This is a genomic window from Phaeospirillum tilakii, assembly GCF_042683125.1.
GTDB lineage: Bacteria > Pseudomonadota > Alphaproteobacteria > Rhodospirillales > Magnetospirillaceae > Phaeospirillum > Phaeospirillum tilakii.
In genome coordinates this window covers 1-18,057 of record NZ_JBHUIY010000035.1, presented here as the reverse complement: position 1 = coordinate 18,057, position 18,057 = coordinate 1, and the positions used below count along the sequence as shown (strand labels likewise).

At 69.0% G+C, this 18,057-nt stretch carries 9 protein-coding genes and 1 pseudogene; 9 read left to right on the top strand and 1 reads right to left on the bottom strand.

What is annotated here, in order from left to right; genetic code table 11:
* Positions 1-81: 81 nt before the first annotated feature.
* The 9 genes from ACFSNB_RS14790 (at position 82) to ACFSNB_RS14750 (ending at position 17,231) form a co-directional block, all read left to right on the top strand.
* Positions 82-1,023: a helix-turn-helix domain-containing protein gene (locus ACFSNB_RS14790; protein ID WP_377317917.1), complete on the top strand. Its 942-nt coding sequence runs from the start codon at positions 82-84 to the stop codon at positions 1,021-1,023.
* Between the two features lie 146 nt (positions 1,024-1,169).
* Complete coding sequence (locus tag ACFSNB_RS14785) at positions 1,170-4,163, top strand: salicylate synthase (RefSeq protein ID WP_377317915.1); 2,994 nt, start codon at positions 1,170-1,172, stop codon at positions 4,161-4,163.
* Positions 4,160-10,768, top strand: a complete 6,609-nt coding sequence (locus ACFSNB_RS14780; RefSeq protein WP_377317913.1) for an amino acid adenylation domain-containing protein — start codon at positions 4,160-4,162, stop codon at positions 10,766-10,768. Before ACFSNB_RS14785 ends, ACFSNB_RS14780 begins: the two co-directional genes overlap by 4 nt.
* A 230-nt stretch (positions 10,769-10,998) precedes the next feature.
* Entirely contained in the window at positions 10,999-13,095 is a 2,097-nt protein-coding gene (locus ACFSNB_RS14775; RefSeq protein WP_377317911.1) for a TonB-dependent receptor, read from the top strand.
* Positions 13,096-13,135: 40 nt separating this feature from the next.
* Complete coding sequence (locus ACFSNB_RS14770; RefSeq protein ID WP_377317909.1) at positions 13,136-14,395, top strand: MFS transporter; 1,260 nt, start codon at positions 13,136-13,138, stop codon at positions 14,393-14,395.
* Positions 14,392-15,198 carry a thioesterase II family protein gene (locus tag ACFSNB_RS14765; RefSeq protein ID WP_377317907.1) on the top strand — a complete coding sequence of 269 codons (807 nt, stop codon included), beginning with the start codon at positions 14,392-14,394 and terminating at the stop codon, positions 15,196-15,198. The genes ACFSNB_RS14770 and ACFSNB_RS14765 overlap by 4 nt, the downstream gene beginning before the upstream one ends.
* Positions 15,199-15,325: 127 nt before the next feature.
* Positions 15,326-16,042: a tonB-system energizer ExbB gene (gene exbB, locus ACFSNB_RS14760; RefSeq protein ID WP_377317905.1), complete on the top strand. Its 717-nt coding sequence runs from the start codon at positions 15,326-15,328 to the stop codon at positions 16,040-16,042.
* Positions 16,043-16,047: 5 nt separating this feature from the next.
* Positions 16,048-16,467, top strand: a complete 420-nt coding sequence (gene exbD / locus ACFSNB_RS14755; RefSeq protein WP_377317903.1) for a TonB system transport protein ExbD — start codon at positions 16,048-16,050, stop codon at positions 16,465-16,467.
* A complete protein-coding gene (locus tag ACFSNB_RS14750) occupies positions 16,464-17,231 on the top strand; it encodes an energy transducer TonB family protein (RefSeq protein ID WP_377317901.1) in 768 nt (255 codons plus the stop codon). Before exbD ends, ACFSNB_RS14750 begins: the two co-directional genes overlap by 4 nt.
* Before the next feature lie 215 nt (positions 17,232-17,446).
* Here ACFSNB_RS14750 and ACFSNB_RS14745 read toward each other — a convergent pair.
* Positions 17,447-17,860: pseudogene (locus ACFSNB_RS14745) on the bottom strand (DUF3363 domain-containing protein); the annotation flags it as partial.
* Positions 17,861-18,057 lie beyond the last annotated feature (197 nt).

Here is an 18,057-nt window from a genome sequence, read left to right as displayed (position 1 = left end):
GCGCGGCGTCGCCGTCCCCGACCTGAAATGATCAAACGGATCAATTCAGTCGCCGGGCGGTATAATAGGCTTGGGGACGACATGAAACAGGATGACTCCCTCCCGCAGGGGGATTGGCGCGGCGGCAGCAACGACTATGGCGATCTGTTCGAAACCGGCGCGGGTCGGTTGAGCGACCTGAACGCCCGGTTCGTCGATCTGCGGCCCGACATGACCGCCGCCCTTTACGAGGGCAACGGGCGCGAGAAAACCCATGCCGAGCTGCTCAACAACAGCCCTTTCATTCATTTCACCTGCCTGCTCAGGGACCGCTCATGCACCCTGGTGCGCGGTCGGGAACTTTCGCCCGACGTCGGCGAAGGCTATGTGGTGTTCGCGCCCGGGGAACGCTTTTCGGTCGATTACGGCCCGCATTACACCCATGTCGACCTGATGGTGACACCGGAAGCCCTGTCCGACCTGGCTGGAGACGAGGCGGACTGGATTCGAGACGAAGTCGGGCGCGGGTTCATGATGCAGGCGAGCCCCCCTGGCCAGCGGATGGTCGACGCCGCGCTACGGTTGGCCGCCCATATCAAATCTCCCCACGCGCAGCGCCTTTATCTGCATTCAGCGGCGCTGGAGCTGCTGGGCGGGCATATCGATGGCCTGGGCGGCCGCGCGCCCGCCGGGCCGGTCCCCCCCCGCGAACGCCAACGCCTGATCGCGGCGCGGGAACGCCTGCTGCGCGACCTCAGCACGGCACCGACCATAGCCGAACTGGCACGGGAAATCGGGCTCAACCAGCTCAAGCTGAAACAGGGTTTCAAGGCCCTGTTCGGCACCAGCGTCTACGCCCTGTTCCAGCAGCACCGGATGGAGCGGGCCCGCCACCTGCTGCGCAGCCACAGCGTGACGGAAACCGCGCTGATGCTGGGATACAACAATCTCAGCCATTTCAGCACCGCTTTCCGCAAGCAATTCGGCATCCTGCCCCGCCACGAACGCAAGGGCGTGGCCGGCGACCTCCCTCCGCCGAGATAATCCCGATCCGGGCAATTTTACACCCCGTTTCGGGGGGGATTCCTCCCGCAAAATTGATAATGACAATCATTATCTCTGCTGCATTCTCCGGTCGCCGGCCTCCGCCGCGACCGGCCCCCCGCAGTTGGTGAGGAAAGGGACTTTCGATGGAACGCGCCTTTCATCCATGGCCGGAAGAGTTGGCCCGAAAGTATGAGCGCCGGGGCTATTGGCAGCCACTGGCTCTGGGAGAGCAGTTCCGTCACTGGGCCAGCCGCCATGCCACCCGCACCGCCCTGGTCGACGGCGCGACCAGGCTGTCCTTCGCCGACCTCGACGCCAGGATCGACCGCCTGGCCGCCGGCTTCCACGCCCTGGGCCTTGTCGCGGGGGACCGGGTTCTGGTGCAGTTGCCCAACAGCGCCGGGTTCGTCGCCGCCTGCTTCGCCCTGTTCCGCCTTGGCGTGGTGCCGGTCCTGGCGATGCCGGCGCAACGCTCGGCCGAAATCGACGCCCTGTGCCAAGTGGCCGAACCGGCCGCCTACCTGCTGCCCGAGCGCTTCCTCGGGTTCGATTATCGGCCGATGGCGGAGGAGATCGCCGCCCGCCACCCGTCGCTGCGCTTCCTCATCGTCGACGGCGCGCCCGGGCCGCACCTGACGCTGGAGGGACTCGAACGTCCGCGGCGGGATTTCGCGGCCCCCGGCCATCGCGACGTCGCCCTTCTCCTGCTGTCCGGCGGCACGACCGGCACCCCCAAGCTGATCCCGCGCACCCACGCCGATTATGCCTACGCCGCCCGCGCCTCGGCCGAACTGTGTGGCCTCGGCCCCGACAGCGTCACACTCGCCGCGCTGCCGCTCGCCCACAATTTCCCCCTGTGCTGCCCGGGGCTGATCGGCACGTTCTCGGTCGGCGGCACCGTGGTGCTGGCCCGCACCCCGGGCTTCGACGAAGCCTTTCCGCTGATCGCCCGCGAACGGGTCACCATTACCGCCCTGGTTCCCGCGCTGGCCCGGCTGTGGACGGCGGCGCGGGCCTGGAACCAGGACGACCTGTCCAGCCTCGCCCTGCTCCAGGTCGGCGGCGCCCGGCTGGAGCCGGCGGCGGCGACCGAGCTGCGCGCGGCGCTGGGATGCCGGGTTCAGCAGGTGTTCGGCATGGCCGAGGGACTGCTGTGCTACACCAGACCCGACGACCCCGACGACGTTGTCCTGACCACCCAGGGCCGCCCGCTCAGCCCGGACGACGAGGTCCGGATCGTCGATGAAGACGGAAACGAGGTCGCACCGGGCGAAAGCGGCGAACTGCTGACCCGGGGGCCCTACACCATCCGCGGCTATTACCGCGCCGGGACCGCCAACGCGGCGTCCTTCACCCCGGACGGGTTCTACCGCTCGGGCGATCTGGTCCGCCGCACCGCCGGAGGCAATCTGGTGGTGGAGGGCCGGGTCAAGGACCAGATCAACCGCGGCGGCGAGAAGATCGCGGCGGCCGAGATCGAACAGCACCTGCGCGCCCACCCCGCCGTGCGCGACGCGGCGGTGGTGGCGGTGCCCGACCCCCGACTGGGCGAGCGCAGTTGCGCCGTCCTGATCGCGCCCGAAAGCCAGCCCGGCCTTGACGGCCTGCATGCCTTCCTGCGCGGACGCGGGCTGCCCCGCCACAAGCTGCCCGACCAGGTGGCGTTCGTCCGGTCCTGGCCGCTGACGGCGATCGGCAAGATCGACAAGAAGCAGTTGGCCCGGCTGGCCCGGATGCCCGAGGCGGAAGCGGCCCGCCCCTACCTCGAACACGAAACGACCATCGCGGGCGAGCCGCTCGAACTCGCGGCGCGGATCGCCGCCAGCGACCCGGACGAGGCGCTGATGGTTTACGAACGCGGCGGGGAATGGTCGGTCGGCATCGGGCGCGCGGCCGAAATCGTGGCCGACGCGGAGGGACTGATGCTGCGCCTGGGCGACGGCGTGCGGCGCTGGCACGGCCCCGACCTTTGCGCCCAGTTGGTCCAGGCCCTGGCGGCGCTCCCCTTCACCGGCTGGCGCGTCTACGGCACGGCGCATTTCGAGCTGGCCCGGCGGCTGCTGGACCTGCCGGTGGCGAAGGACGCCCCGCCGTTACTGCATCTGGTCGTCCCGGACAGCGAAATCCGCCTGTCGCGGGGGCGGGCGCTGCTGCGCGGGCTTGATCAGCCCGGCCTCGACGCCCTCGCCCGCCGGCTCGCGGCGCTGGACCGCCCGGCGGCCGGGCCCGCCCGGCCGCTTCCCGCCTCCCGCATCGAGGTCCCCCAGGTCGAAACCGCCGAGGCCGAGCCTTACCGGCGCCTGGTCGCCGTGGCCGTCGCCGAGATCCGCCAGGGGCTGTACCAGAAAGTGATCCTGTCGCGGCGGGTAAGGCTGACCGCGATGCCCGACCTGATCGCCAGCTACCTGACCGGACGGCGGGCCAACACCCCCGCGCGTTCCTTCCTGCTGCGGCGTGACGGGTTCCAGGCGGCCGGGTTCAGCCCGGAAACCGTGGTCGAGGTGGCCGGGGACGGCGCGGTCAGCACCCAGCCGCTGGCGGGAACCCGGGCGCTGGGACAGGATCCGGCCGAAGAGGAGCGCCTGCGGGCCGAACTGCTGAGCGACGCCAAGGAAGTCGCCGAACACGCGGTGTCGGTCAAGCTGGCCCACCAGGAACTGGAAGAGGTCTGCGCCCTCGACTCGATTCATGTCCGCGACTTCATGACGGTGTGCCGGCGGGGATCGGTCCAGCATCTCGGCTCGCGGGTGGCGGGACGTCTGCGCCAGGGTCGCTCCGCCTGGGATGCCTTCGCCGCCCTGTTTCCGGCCGTCACCGCCTCGGGCATCCCCAAGCGCCCGGCGATCGAGGCGATCGGACGACACGAGCCCGGGCCGCGCGGCCTTTACAGCGGTTGCGTCCTGATCGCCGACAGCGACGGCGCCCTCGACGCCGCCCTGGTGCTCCGCACGGTCTACCGCCAGGGAGACGAAGCCTGGCTTCAGGCCGGAGCCGGGCTGGTCGCCCTGTCCACCCCGGAGCGCGAGTTCCGCGAAACCTGCGAGAAGCTGGGAAGCGTATCGCCCCACCTGGTCGCCGCGACGGCCGAAGGCGGGCAAGAGCGCATCGGTCGCGCCCTGGAAGGGGCTGGCGCATGAGCACGCCCCCGCCGTTGGCCGCGCCGGCCGCCGCCTTGTCCCCCGACTGGCTGCGCGCGCAAATCCTGCCATTGCTGTCCCATCCAGGCCGGACGCCTAGCGACGACGACGACCTGATCGAAGCCGGACTGGATTCGCTCCAGGTGATGCGACTGGTCGCCAACCTGGGCCAGGCCGGGGTGGCGGTCACCTTCTCCGCCCTGATCGAGCGGCCCACCCTGGCCGCATGGGAAGAACTGGTCCTCGCGGCCGCCCCCGCACGGGAAGATCCCGGCGCCGCGACCATGAAAACAGCGACCGACGATGCGGTGGGCGGGGACACGGTGGACGGGGACGCCTTCGCCCTGACCGACGTCCAGCACGCCTATTGGATCGGCCGCCGCGACGACCAGCCCCTGGGCGGGATCGGCTGCCACGCCTATATTGAACTCGACGGACACGACGTCTCCCCCGACCGGCTGGAGGCGGCGTGGAACATCCTGCGGCGGCATCACGGCATGCTGCGCGCCCAGTTCGGCGCGGATGGCACCCAGCGGATCGCCCCGGCCGACGACAGCGTTCACCCACTGCCGGTGCATGACCTGCGCGCGGCCACCCCCAACGAAGCGGCGGCGGCCCTTGATGCGACCCGCGACCACCTGTCGCACCGCCGCCTCGCCGTCGAAACGGGCGAGGTGGCCGGGCTCGAACTGAGCCTGCTACCGGACGGGGCGACCCGGATTCATTTCGACGTCGATTTGCTGGTGGCCGACGTCCACAGCCTGCACATCCTCCTGCGCGACCTTGCCGCCGCCTATGCCCACGCCGCCACGCCGCCCGCCCCGGTCGACTGGAGTTTCGCTCGTTACCTCGCGCACGAGACCCGGCGCAAGGCGGCCAGCCGCGACACCGACCGCGCCTACTGGCTCGACCGGCTGGCCGACATTTCCGGCGGACCGGCTCTGCCACTGCGGCGCCAACCCGAGGAGATCGGCACGCCGCGTTTCCGCCGCCACCTGCGCCGGCTGAGCCCCCCGGCCTGGGACGCGTTGCGGCGCCACGCCGCCCGCCACCGCCTCACTCCGGCGCTGGCTCTGGCGACCGCCTATGCCGAGACCTTGGCACGCTGGAGCGCCTCCCCCCGCTTCCTGCTCAACCTGCCGCTGTTCGACCGCCAAGGCGGCGACCCGGGACAGGAAGAGGTCGTGGCCGACTTCACCAATCTGCTGCTGCTCGCGGTCGATTGCGGTGAGGACCGTCCCTTCGCCGCGCGCGCCAGTGCCCTTCAGGCGGATCTGCATACCGGCATCGCCCACGCCGGCTATTCCGGCGTCCGGGTCCAGCGCGACCTCGCCCGGCTGCGGCCGGGCGAACGAAGCTTCGCCCCGGTGGTGTTCGCCTGCAACCTCGGGACGCCCCTGCTGGGAGACGAGGCCCGCGCCGTGCTTGGTGAACTGAGCTACATGATCTCGCAGACGCCGCAAGTCTGGCTCGACCACCAAGTTTACGAACTGGACGGCGGTCTGCTGCTGACCTGGGACGCGATCGACGGCCTGTTCCCGGACGGGCTGATCGAAACGATGTTCGCCGCCTATGCCGGTCTGGTCGAAACCCTGGCCACCGACGCGGCAGCGTGGGAACGGCCCGTCCCGGCGGCGTTGCCGGCGCAACAGCGGGCAGTGCGAACGGCGGTCAACGCCACCGAAGCCCCGTTCATCCCGCGCCGCCTGCACGATCCCCTGTTCACGACGGCGGGGCTGAGCCCCGAACGGGTGGCCGTGCTGGACGACGGAACGGCACACAGTTACGGCGCATTGGCCGACCGGGCCCTTCAGGTCGCGGCCTTGCTGGTGGAACAGGGCGTGCGGCCGGGTGACCCGGTGATGGTGACGGTCCCGCGCGGCAGCGACCAGATCGTCGCGGTGCTGGGGGTGCTGGCGGCGGGCGGCTGCTACGTCCCGGTCGGCATCGACCAACCGGCAGCCCGCCAGGCCCGCATCCGCGAGACCGCCGACATCCGCCACGCCTTGCTGCCGGCCGACCTCGCCGCCGCCACCCGGCGCCCGCCGCTCGACCGGCCGGTCGAAGTCGCGCCGGAATCACCCGCCTACATCATCTTCACCTCGGGTTCGACCGGCGAACCGAAAGGAGTCGAAGTCACCCATCAGGCCGCGGCCAATACCGTCGACGCCATCAACCGCCGGTACCGAATCGGCGCCGGCGACCGCGTGCTGGCGGTATCGTCGCTTGATTTCGACCTGTCGGTCTACGACATCTTCGGCCTTCTCGGCGCCGGGGGCGCCGTGGTGGTGGTCGGCGAGGAAGAACGGCGCGACGCCGCCGCCTGGCTTGACCTGATCCGCCGTCATCGCGTGACGGTCTGGAACTCGGTGCCGATCCTGCTCGACATGCTGCTGGTCGCGGCCGAGGCCATGGGCGGACCGCTGCCGTTGCGGCTGGCCCTGGTCTCGGGCGACTGGGTCGGCCTGGACCTGCCCTTCCGTCTCGCCACCGCTTCCGGCGCCGCCACCCGGCTGGCCGCGCTGGGCGGCGCCACCGAGGCGGCGATCTGGTCCAACGTCTACGACGTGACCGGGCCGTTGCCGCCACACTGGCACTCGATCCCCTATGGCGCGCCGCTGGACAACCAGTGCTACCGCGTGGTCGATCCGCGCGGCCAGGACTGCCCCGACTGGGTGGCGGGAGAATTGTGGATCGGCGGCAGCGGCCTCGCCACCGGCTACCGCGGCGATCCGGCACAGACGGCCCGCCGCTTCGTCACCGCCGGCGGACGCCGCTGGTATCGCACCGGCGACCTCGGTCGCTATTGGCCGGACGGAACCTTGGAGTTCCTCGGCCGCACCGACCATCAGGTCAAGGTGCGGGGCCACCGCATCGAACTGGGGGAAATCGAGGCGGCGTTGCAGGCCCAGCCGGGGGTACGCCACGCGGTCGCACTGGCGGTGGGGCATCCCGCGGCCCTGGCCGCCGCCCTGGTGCCGGATCCCGGCGCCCCGGCCGACCTGATCACCCGGGTCCGCGCCGGATTGGGCGACCGGCTGCCCGATTACATGGTCCCCGCCACCCTGGTGGTCCGCGACGCCCTGCCGCTGTCGGCCAACGGCAAGGTCGACCGCGCCGCCCTGGCCGCCGCCCTGGCCGGGCTCGCCACCGTCCCCCCCGCAGCAGGCGACGACCCGCCGCGCGGAGAGCTGGAACGGCGGGTGGCCGCCGTCTGGAGTGCCGTGCTCGGGCAAGAGCGGGTTGATCGCGGCGACGACTTCTTTCTCCTTGGCGGCGACAGCCTGCTTGCGACCCGGGCGGTCGCCCGGCTTCGACAAGAGGGACTGACCGCCGACCATCCGCTTCGCCTGCTGTTCGCCAGGCCGGTGCTGGCCGAATTCGCCGCCGGGCTGACCGAGGCCAGCTCCCTTCCGGCCGTCACGCCGGTACGCGAAGACGACGCCGAGCGCGCCGCGCCCTTCCCGCTGACCGAGGTGCAGCAGGCCTATCTCACCGGACAAAAATCCGGCCTGCCGCTCAGTTGCGGCACCACCTACGCGCTGGAATTCGACGGGAACGACGTCGACCTGGACCGGCTCGCCGCGGCCTGGAACCGGCTGGTCCGCCGCCACGAGATGCTGCGCGCGGTGGTGACCGAAGACGGGCGGCAGCGCATCCTGCCCGAGGTCCCGCCGGTGACGATCTCGGTCGAGGACGCCCCCGGCGCGGACGAGGCGGCCGCCAGCCTGCGGCTGATGACGCGATGGGAACAGCGCGCAACCGGCGCCCGCCCCGGCTGGCCGCCGTTCGACCTGCACGCGGTCCGCTACGGCCAGGGGCGCTGCCGGTTCGGCCTCGCCGTCGATTACCTTCTTCTGGACGGGTTCAGCGTCAAGCTGCTGCTGGGCGAGTTGGTCGCGTTGGTGCGCGATCCCGCCGCCGTCCTGCCGCCGTTGAGGCTGTCTTTCCGCGATTATGTGCTCCAAGTCCGTCCCGATGCCGAAACGGTGGCCCGCGACGAAGCCTACTGGCGTGGCCGGCTCGACGACCTGCCGCCGGCCCCCGACCTACCCCTCGCCACCGATCCCGCCGCCATCGCTGCGGCACGGTTCTGCCGCCGCGAGACCCGGCTGGCGGCCGACCGCTGGCGGCCCCTGCGGGCGCGGGCGCGCGAATTCGGCCTGACCCCCTCGGCACTGCTGCTGACCGTCTACGCTGCGACGCTGGCGCAATGGAGCGGCGGCGAGGCGCTGACCCTCAATCTCACCCTGTTCGACCGCCACGACGTCCACCCCGACATTCACCGGGTGCTGGGCGACTTCACCACCCTAGCCCCGGTCGCCTTCCACCCGCAGCCGGGGGCCAGCCTGCTCGACTTGGCGCGGAGGACCCGCGCGGAACTGGCCGAGGTGCTGGAGTACCGGTCGGTCTCCTCGATCTGGGTTCAACGCGAACGCGGCCGCCGAATCGGCCGGACCGCCGCCCTGCCGGTGGTATTCACCAGCACGCTCGGCCTCGCCGACGATGTCATGGACGACCTCCCTCCCGGCTTCCCTGCCCTGGCGGCAGGCGGCATCTCCGAAACACCACAGGTCTGGCTGGACCATCAGGTCTCCGAACTGAACGACGAACTGCGGCTGACCTGGGACGCGGTGGACGGATTGTTCCCCGCCGGTCTGCTCGACGAGATGGTCGCCGCCCACCATCGCTGGCTGGAAACGCTGGCGGCCGACGCGACCTCCTGGAGCCGCCCCATCCCCGACCTGCTGCCGCCCGGACAGCGGGCCCGGCGCGAGACCGGTGCCACCAGCCAGGTTTCCCCAGCCGGCCAAGCCTTGCATCAGGGCTTCTTCGACCTAGCCCGCGCCCGCCCGGAACGAACGGCGCTGTTCGATGGCGAACGGGCCGTCAGCTATGGCGAGTTGAGCCGGCGGGCCTTGCGGCTGGCCGCCGCCCTGCGGGCGAAGGGGGTCAAGGACGCCGAACCGGTGGCGATAACGCTGCCACGGGGCGTAGATCAGGTTGCCGCCGTGCTAGGGGTGCTGGCCGCCGGCAGTTGCTACGTCCCGGTCGGCCCCGATCAGCCGCCAGCGCGGCGGCACCGTATCCTGGCCACCGCCGGCATCCGTCATGTCGTCACCGCCACCACCCTGGCCGACAGCGAAGACGCCGTCCCACTGGACGCGCCCCTCCCCTGCCGGGGCGAGGATCCGGCCTACGTCATCTTCACCTCGGGGTCGACCGGCGAGCCCAAGGGTGTCGAGGTCAGCCACCAAGCTGCGCTCAACACCATCGTTGCCGTCAACCGCCGTTACGCCATCGGCGCCGACGACCGGGTGCTGGCGGTGTCGTCGCTTGATTTCGACCTGTCGGTCTACGACCTGTTCGGCCTGCTGAGCGCCGGAGGGGCGATGGTGGTGGTGACCGAGACCGACCGGCGCGAGGCGGCGGCATGGCTGCGGCTGATCCGCCGCCACGGCGTAACGGTGTGGAACAGCGTTCCGATCCTGCTCGACATGCTACTGACGGCGGCGGGAGACGACCCGGAGCCGCTGCCATTGCGGGTGGCCTTGTTGTCGGGCGACTGGATCGGCCTTGATCTGCCGTCCCGGCTGACCCACGCCACCGCCGGAGCCTGCCGGTTCGCCGCGCTGGGCGGCGCCACCGAGGCGGCGATCTGGTCCAACCTGTTCGAGGTCGATGGCCCGCTTCCCGCCGGGTGGGGCTCGATCCCCTACGGCTTCCCTCTTCCCAACCAGGCCTACCGGGTGGTCGGTGCGACGGGACAGGATTGCCCCGACTGGGTGGTCGGGGAACTGTGGATCGGCGGCGCCGGGGTGGCGATGGGCTATCGCGGCGCTCCGGCGCTGACCGCCGAACGCTTCATCAGCCGGGACGGACAGCGCTGGTACCGGACCGGCGACCTTGGCCGCTTCCGCCCCGGCGGGGTGCTGGAATTCCTCGGCCGGCGCGACCAGCAAATCAAGCTGCGCGGCCACCGCATCGAATTGGGGGAAATCGAGGCGGCCCTTCAGTCCCAGCCGGGGGTCCATCAGGCCGTCGTGGTGCTGCAAGGCCAGCCGCAGGCGCTGGCGGCGGCGGTGGTGCTTGCGCCAGCAACCGCCGCCAGCGAGGAATCCGAGAGCCGGCTGCGCGCCGGACTGACGGAGAGCCTGCCCGATTACATGGTTCCATCCCGGATCGAGGCGTTCGAGCGGATGCCGCTGTCGTCCAACGGCAAGATCGACCGCAAGGCGGTCCTGGCCTGGTTCGACGCCACCACCCGGCCCGCCGGCCACGACAACCCGCGCGACCCGCTGGAAAGCGCAATCGCCGCGATCTGGGCCGATACGCTGGACCAGCCGCGCGTCGGGCGCGACGACGATTTCTTCCTGCTTGGCGGCGACAGCCTGCGCGCCACCCGGATCGTCGAACGGCTGTGCCGCGAGGGAATCACCCGCGAACCGGTGCCGTTGCGCCTGCTGTTCACCAGCCCGACCCTGGCAGGGTTCACCGCCAGCCTGACTCACCACCACGCCGTCCGGCCCGCCCCCACCGCCGACCCGCCTCAAGCCATGGCGGAGAGGGAAACGGCGGAAGCGTTCGAGATGGGCGCGATCTGACCCCCGGCCGGTCCGGCCCGCCCCTCCGGAGGAGCTTTCCGCTTCCGTCCAGGTGTCCGGCGTCGCCGGAAGGCGAGGCTGCCCTGAACCACGACGACACCCCTTACTGGAGACCGCTGTGATGTCGGTGAAACGCGATGCAGTCTAACATAAGGTTCCTTCCGGATGCGCTCCGGGTTCATGGCGCCCCCGACCGGAACACCACCGCCGGCGGCCAGGTCAGCGGGCTGATGCTGATGTTCACGCTCGCTCTGGCGTCGCAGGTCCCGGCCGCCCCGCCGGCCCGGGCGGAGGACGCCGACAGCGCAGGGACGATGGCGCTGCCGGCGGTGACGGTCACCGCCCGGCGCGGCGAGGAACAGGCCAAGGACATCCCATTCGGCCTAGCCGTGATCGATGGCGACGCGGTTGAAACCGGGCGCATGCAGACCGTCGATGAGGCGCTCCGCAACGTCACCGGAGTCAGCATCAATTCATCGGGCGGCCCCAACGATTACAATGTTCGCATCCGTGGCGTCGGTTCGCTCTACCAGATGAACATGGACGACAATTCCGTTGTGCTGAACGTCGATGGCGTCTCGATGTCGTCGCGCAACCTGTCGCTCGGGACCCTGGACGTCGATCAGGTCGAAGTGCTGAAGGGACCGCAGGGCACCCTGTTCGGCCGCAACAGCGAGGCCGGCGCGATCAACATCACCACCCGCAAGCCGACCCGGGTGACGGAAGGCTATGTGCGGGGCGAAATCGGCCAGCAGATGCAGAATCTGGAGGAGGGGGCGATCGGCGGTCCGATCAGCGACACCCTGGCCGCCCGCATCGCCGTCCGCCGCACCGGCGCCGATTACTGGGTCGACAACGCCCAGGACGGCAAGCCGCTCACCCAGATGAGCGACCTCGCCTTCCGCGGCAGCCTGCTGTGGGATGCCGGCACCGGGACTGACGCGCTGCTGACGGCGGAAGGGGAACGCAACACCGGCGGCATCAATCTGCTGATGCTGCGTCCCTATGGCGACCATCCGGCGCTCGACATTTCCCCCAAGGTGTTTGACGAGAACCGCAAAAGCAACAGCCGCACCTCGCTTGAGGTCAATCATGATCTCAGGGCCAGCCGGCTGACCTCGGTGACGGCGGCGACCACCACCAATTACATCGGCTGGAAAGCCTATGACCGCGACCTGACCCAGGCGATGTTCGGCTTCCCGATGGAGATGCTGGTACGGGATTCCGCCTTCGAACAGGCCTACAGCCAGGAATTGCGGCTGGCCTCATTGCCCGGCGCCAAGGTGTTCTGGGTTTCCGGCCTCAATGTCAGCCATGCCAACCGCTCGTTCGACAGCGCCTATGTCTCGCAGGGGGCACGCAACGCCAAACGCCGTTTCACCACCGACAGTGCCGGCCTGTTTGGCGAAGTGACCTATCCGCTGACTGACGCGCTGAAAGTGACGGGCGGCCTGCGCCATTCCTGGGACTGGAAAGGCTATGACGCAGATTATGTCTCCGCCGCCGGACTCCACAGCACCGACCAGCGCGGAATTTATGCCAATTACATGACCGGCCGCGCCGGCCTGTCCTACGCGGTGACGGCGGACACCAACCTCTATGGCACGGTGTCGCGCGGCTACAAATCCTCGGGATTCAACGATTACGCCACCCAGGTCGCCGACAGCGTTCCCTACAAGGCGGCGACGGTGCAGTCCTATGAAATAGGCGTCAAATCCGAACCCGCCCAGGGGCCGTTCACCCTGAATGGGGCGCTGTTCCTGACCCGGGTCAAGAACGACCATATGATGAGCTACAATAGCACGACCTTCGTCACCTCGGTCCTGAATGCCGACACTGAAAGCAAGGGCGCGGAACTGGAGGGATCGTGGCGCTTCGGCAACGGCGTCACCCTGTCGGGTGGTGTCGCCTACACCTACGCCGAGATCACCTCCGATGCGTCCGGGGTGAGCGGGGGCGATGTCACTGCCGGCAACCGGGTGCCCGACGTGCCGCGCTGGAGCGGCAATCTGGCCCTGGCCTATATCGAGGATCTGCCCGATTTTCTTGGCCTGCCTGATCCGGGGATCAATGCCCGGATCAGCTACCGGGTCGCCGGCAGCCGGCCGGCCGACGTGCAAAACCATTTCAACCTCGCCCCCTACGGCAAGCTTGATCTCCATCTCGGCCTGATGATCGCCAGCGCCGAACTCTATGCCTGGGGCGACAACCTGCTCAACGACCGTTACGACCTCTATGGCTACGGGGATTCGTCCTATCCCGGCGTGACCTACGGCAACCTGGCGCGCGGCCGCACCGTCGGCCTTGGCACCAGCTACAAATTCTGATCGGCCCCGGCGGCAAATTCCAGAAGGAAAGGAAGAGCGAATGGAGCGCAAGACCGCGCCAGCGACGTGGTGGCTGCTGACCAGCCTCTACACCACCCAGTATCTCGGGCTGGGGTTCCTGGTGGTCGCCCTGGTGGCGATCCTGCGCGACCACGGTGCCAGCCTCGACCAACTCGGTTTGATCTACATGCTCGGTCTGGTCTGGCCGTTGAAGTTCCTGTGGGCGCCGTTGATGGACAAGGTCCGCTTCGGCCGGTGGGGCCATTACCGGGTCTGGCTGCTGCTGACCCAGGGCGGGCTGGCCGTGACCCTGGCGGCGATGGGACGGTTCGACGTGGTCGGGGATTTCTGGACCGTCTATCTGCTGGGGCTGGCGGTGGCGGTGCTGTCGGCCTCGCAGGACATCGCGGTCGACGGCTTGGCCTGCCGGCTGCTGACGCCGGCCGATCGTGGTTTCGGCAACGGCATCCAGGTTGCCGGCAACCTGTTCGGCAACATGCTGGGCGGCGGCATCGTGCTGCTGACCTATCCTCTCCTCGGCTGGCAGGGCAGCATGCTGACCCTGGCCGCCGGCACCCTGGTCTCGCTGGGACAGCTCTTGTGGTACCACGAACCATCCTGGGCCTCCGTTCCCACTGCCGGGGCCAATCTTTTGCGCTGCGCCGTCGCGTTCTGGACCCGGCAAGGGGGCCGCCTCTGGCTGCTGCTGGTGCTGCTGTATCCCGTCGGCAGCAGTCTGGCCTATGCCCTGATCGTGCCGATCCTGGTCGATGCCGGCTGGGGAATGGACCGGATCGGCTTGGCCGTCAACGTTCTGGGCTCGCTGGCCGGAATGGCGGCGGCACTGGCCACCGGCTGGATCCTGCCCCGGCTGGGACGACGGCGCGGGATGATCTTGGCCGCCCTGCTCCAGATCCCCGGCATCGGCGCGATCGCCTTGCCGGTGTTCGGCATGACCGACGACGTGACGGTCACCGTCGCGGTTGGGCTTTATTTCCTGTTCTATAATCCGGCCGCGACGGTTCTGGCCACTCTGATGATGGACCACGCCTCGCCCGAACGCCCGGCCACCGATTACACCGTCCAATACAGCCTGAACATGCTGTTCGCGATGGCGGCGATGTCGGTTGCCGCCACCCTGGCCGGACAAATCGGCTATGGCGGTGTGCTTGGGAGCGCGGTGGTGGCCGCACTGCTGGCGGCGATGCTGTCGCTGCGCTACCGTCCGCTGCCGGAAGCCGAAACCGCTGGCGCGACGGCGCGCCCGGTTCAGGCGGCGACGGTAGGGAACCTGCCATGACCGCCGACCGCCGGCGGGGATGGCTGCGCCGCCCCCGTCCCACCCCGGACGCGGCATTGCGGCTGGTGTGCCTGCCCCACGCCGGTGGAACACCGGGGTTGTTTCGCGCCTGGGTGCCGCTCCTGCCGCCGGCGATCGAGCCCGTGCTGGTCTGCCTGCCCGGGCGGGAAAACCGCCTGAGCGAGCCGGTTCCGCCCAGTATCCCCGCCCTGGTCGCCGACTTGGCCGAGGCGGTGGAACCGTTACTCGACCGCCCCTGGGCCTTGTTCGGGCACAGCATGGGGGCGGCGGTGGGGTTCGAGTTGAGCCTGACGCTGCGGCGGCGGCCGACCTGGCTGTTCGTTTCCGCGCGCGAACCGCCCCAGCATCATCATGGAGGCGCTCTCCACCGGCTCGACGACGAGGCCTTGTGTACCGAATTGCTTCGGCTTGGCGGTACCCCGCCCGAACTGCTGCGCGAGGCAGAGATCCGGGCGATGGTGTTGCCGGCAGTACGCCAGGACTATCGCTTGATCGAAACCTACCACGCCCGCCCTGCCGGGCGGACCGACGCACCACTGAGCGTATTTCTTGGCCGCGACGACCCCGATCTGACCCGGGAAGAGGCGCAGGGCTGGCGCAAATGGACCACGGGGCCATTCGACCTCACCGTGTTCGAGGGCGGGCATTTCTATCTCGCCGACCAACCCGAAGCGGTGGTCGCCGCCATCCTCGCGACGCTCACCGGAGCGTGGACACCGAAGCTCGGGCCGTTTCAGTCCCTCTTGACCGAAAAAACGCCTCGGCATCGGGGGAAGGTTTGATATTAAGAGTCACTTTCATTATTCGGCGATGGATCATGGCGCGTCCCCATTCTCCCTTTGCGCCGGCTTGGACGGCGCTCATGCGCAGGTTCCAATCCTTGAGACCCTCTCGGCAGGATACTTTTTCATGACCTCTCCCGATCTTCCCCCTTCCTCGCTGCCGCACGACCTATCGCCCTGGGCGATGTTCATGTCGGCCGATTCGATCGTGCAAACGGTGATGGTCGGCCTCACCTTGGCCTCGGTAGCGACATGGAGCCTCTGGCTGGTCAAGGTCGTCGAACTGGCACTCGCCCGGCGGCGGGTACGCCAGGTGAAGGCCACTCTCGAGGAAACTGTCAGCCTGAACGAGGCAATCGCCCGACTGGGCGATGTCGCTGGAGCGGAAGCTCATCTGGCCCGAGCGGCGATGGCCGAAGCCCGCCTGTCGGGTGAGGGCTCGACCGCAGGACTGAAAGAGCGGATCGCCAGCCGCCTGGGCCGGATCGAAGTCAGCGCCGGGCGGCAATTGGCCAAGGGAACCGGCCTGCTGGCGACGATCGGCGCGGTCGCTCCGTTCGTCGGCCTGTTCGGCACGGTGTGGGGCATCATGAACAGCTTTGTCGGCATCTCCCGTGCCCAGACCACCAACCTCGCGGTGGTCGCTCCCGGCATCGCCGAAGCATTGCTGGCCACCGCGCTCGGTCTGGTGGCGGCGATCCCGGCGGTGGTCATCTACAACGCCTTCGCCCGCTCGATATCGGGATACAAGGTGGAGATGGCCGACGCCTCGGCCGCCGTCCAGCGCATCGTCAGCCGCGACCTCGACCGCCGCGCCCTGCCGCTGCCGAAAGCGGCGGAGTAACGCCGATGGCTCCTGCTCCGGTCCGGGACGAAGACGACCTCGCCGAAACGCATGAGATCAATGTCACCCCGTTCATCGACGTGATGCTGGTGCTGTTGATCATCTTCATGGTCGCCGCCCCGCTGGCCACCGTCGATGTCAAGGTTGACCTGCCTGCCTCAGCCGCCCCCCCGGCCCCCCGGCCCGACCGGCTGCTGTCGCTGACAGTGGCGGCGGATAAAACCCTGAGGGTTGGTGATACCGTGGTCAGCGGGGAGCAATTGGCGGCGACGCTCGACACCATTTCCGGTGGCGACAAGGAAGCCCGTCTCTTCCTGTATGCCGATACCAGCCTCGCTTATGGCAGCCTGATGGAGGTCATGGATCGCCTCCGTGCCGCCGGTTATCTCAAGGTCGCTCTGGTCGGCGCGGAAGAAACGCGATGAAACCAGGAATGGCCACGGCCTCATCATCGTTCTCCCCGTGTGGATCGGGCACGGACGACGGCACCAACGGCCCGAACTGGCGACACTGGATGGTTTCGGCCACACTGGTCGGACTTTTCCACGTCGGGTTGCTGACCGTCGCCGTCATGCGGCCATCAAGGCCGCCACCGCTGCCAACACCGCCGGCCATGGCGATCGACCTCGCTCCGCTCCCCCCGCCACAGCCCGCCCCCAAGGTGGAACCGCCGCCGCCAACACCGCAGCCAGCCGAGACGAGACCGAGGCCGCGGACTCCTCCGCCCCGTCAGACGCCCAAACCGCAAGCCGCCAAGCCGATCGCCCCGCTTTCCCGCGCTGCGGAGGTCGCACCCGCCCCGCCGGAACTGGACGCGAAGCCTCCGGAGCCGGCGCCATCCCCGCCGCCACCCGCCGTGACATCGACATCAACTCCGCCGAGCAACGCGGCCCATCTATCGTCGATCGCATCATGGCACAGAATACTGCTCCAGCATCTGCAAAGCCGGAAACATTATCCCCGCACCGCTCAATCCCGGCGTCAGGAAGGAATCGCGGTGATCCGCTTCGTTCTGGACCGCCGGGGAAGCCTGTTGTCGGCCCGGCTGGAACGCAGCAGCGGCGTCGAGATCCTGGATGAGGAAGCGGTGGACCTGCTCCACCGTGCGCAACCTCTGCCGCTACCGCCCCCTGAAATCGCAGGCGACCAGATCGAGTTGGCCATCCCGATCGAGTTCCGGCTCAAATGATGTTCAAGATATTTTCCATCCCTCATCCCTCCCCTCGGTTCAGCGAAATCGTGAGCCTTGCAGGCCCGGCCACATTCCGGGCAGGCAACAGCGAGCCCCGATCCGCCACCCCCAGACGCGGGTGCAGCAGCGTCTCCATCTCCAGGTGCCGGCGCCACGGCGCCATCGGGAATGGGAGCAATGGCATCGCCCTTGCCGATCTCGACGTAATGGGCGCGGCCGTCGACCGCGCCGACGATCTGGTAATGGCTATCCTTGATCTCGTCCGACAGACCGCGCGCGACGAGACGGCCGACGATCGGTCGGGACGGCAGTTCGGCTGGAGCGTGCAGGACATAATAGACGGCGGATCGAAGCAGCCCCTGCTCCGTCATTTCGCAGTGCATCGTCTTGAGGATGTCGCCGCGCTCGCCCCTCTCGAGTTCATCGGCGAGGCGCCATTGCCCCGGCGCTACCTCCTCGGCCAGACCGAGCCGCTTCAGCTTTTGCAGACGACCGGCGCGCAGCAGGCGGCGATCGATGGAGATCAGGCGCTCCTGCTCAATGTCGTGCCGCAGCCGGTTCTCGATCTCGCGCTCGGTGCGCTGCCCGAGGTCGAGGCTGACGATCTCGGCGGCGCGTTCCCGCATGCCGGTGGCGATATAATCCCGGGCGATGATCAGGTCGCGGCCGCGTTCGTCCCGCCCCCGGAGGATGACGTGGCTGTGGGGATGGCCGGTGTTGTAGTGGTCGACCGCGACCCAATCGAGCCGGGTGCCGAGATCCTGCTCCATCTGCGCCATTAACCGCCGGGTCAGCGGCTTCAGATCGTCGTACTGGTCGCCAT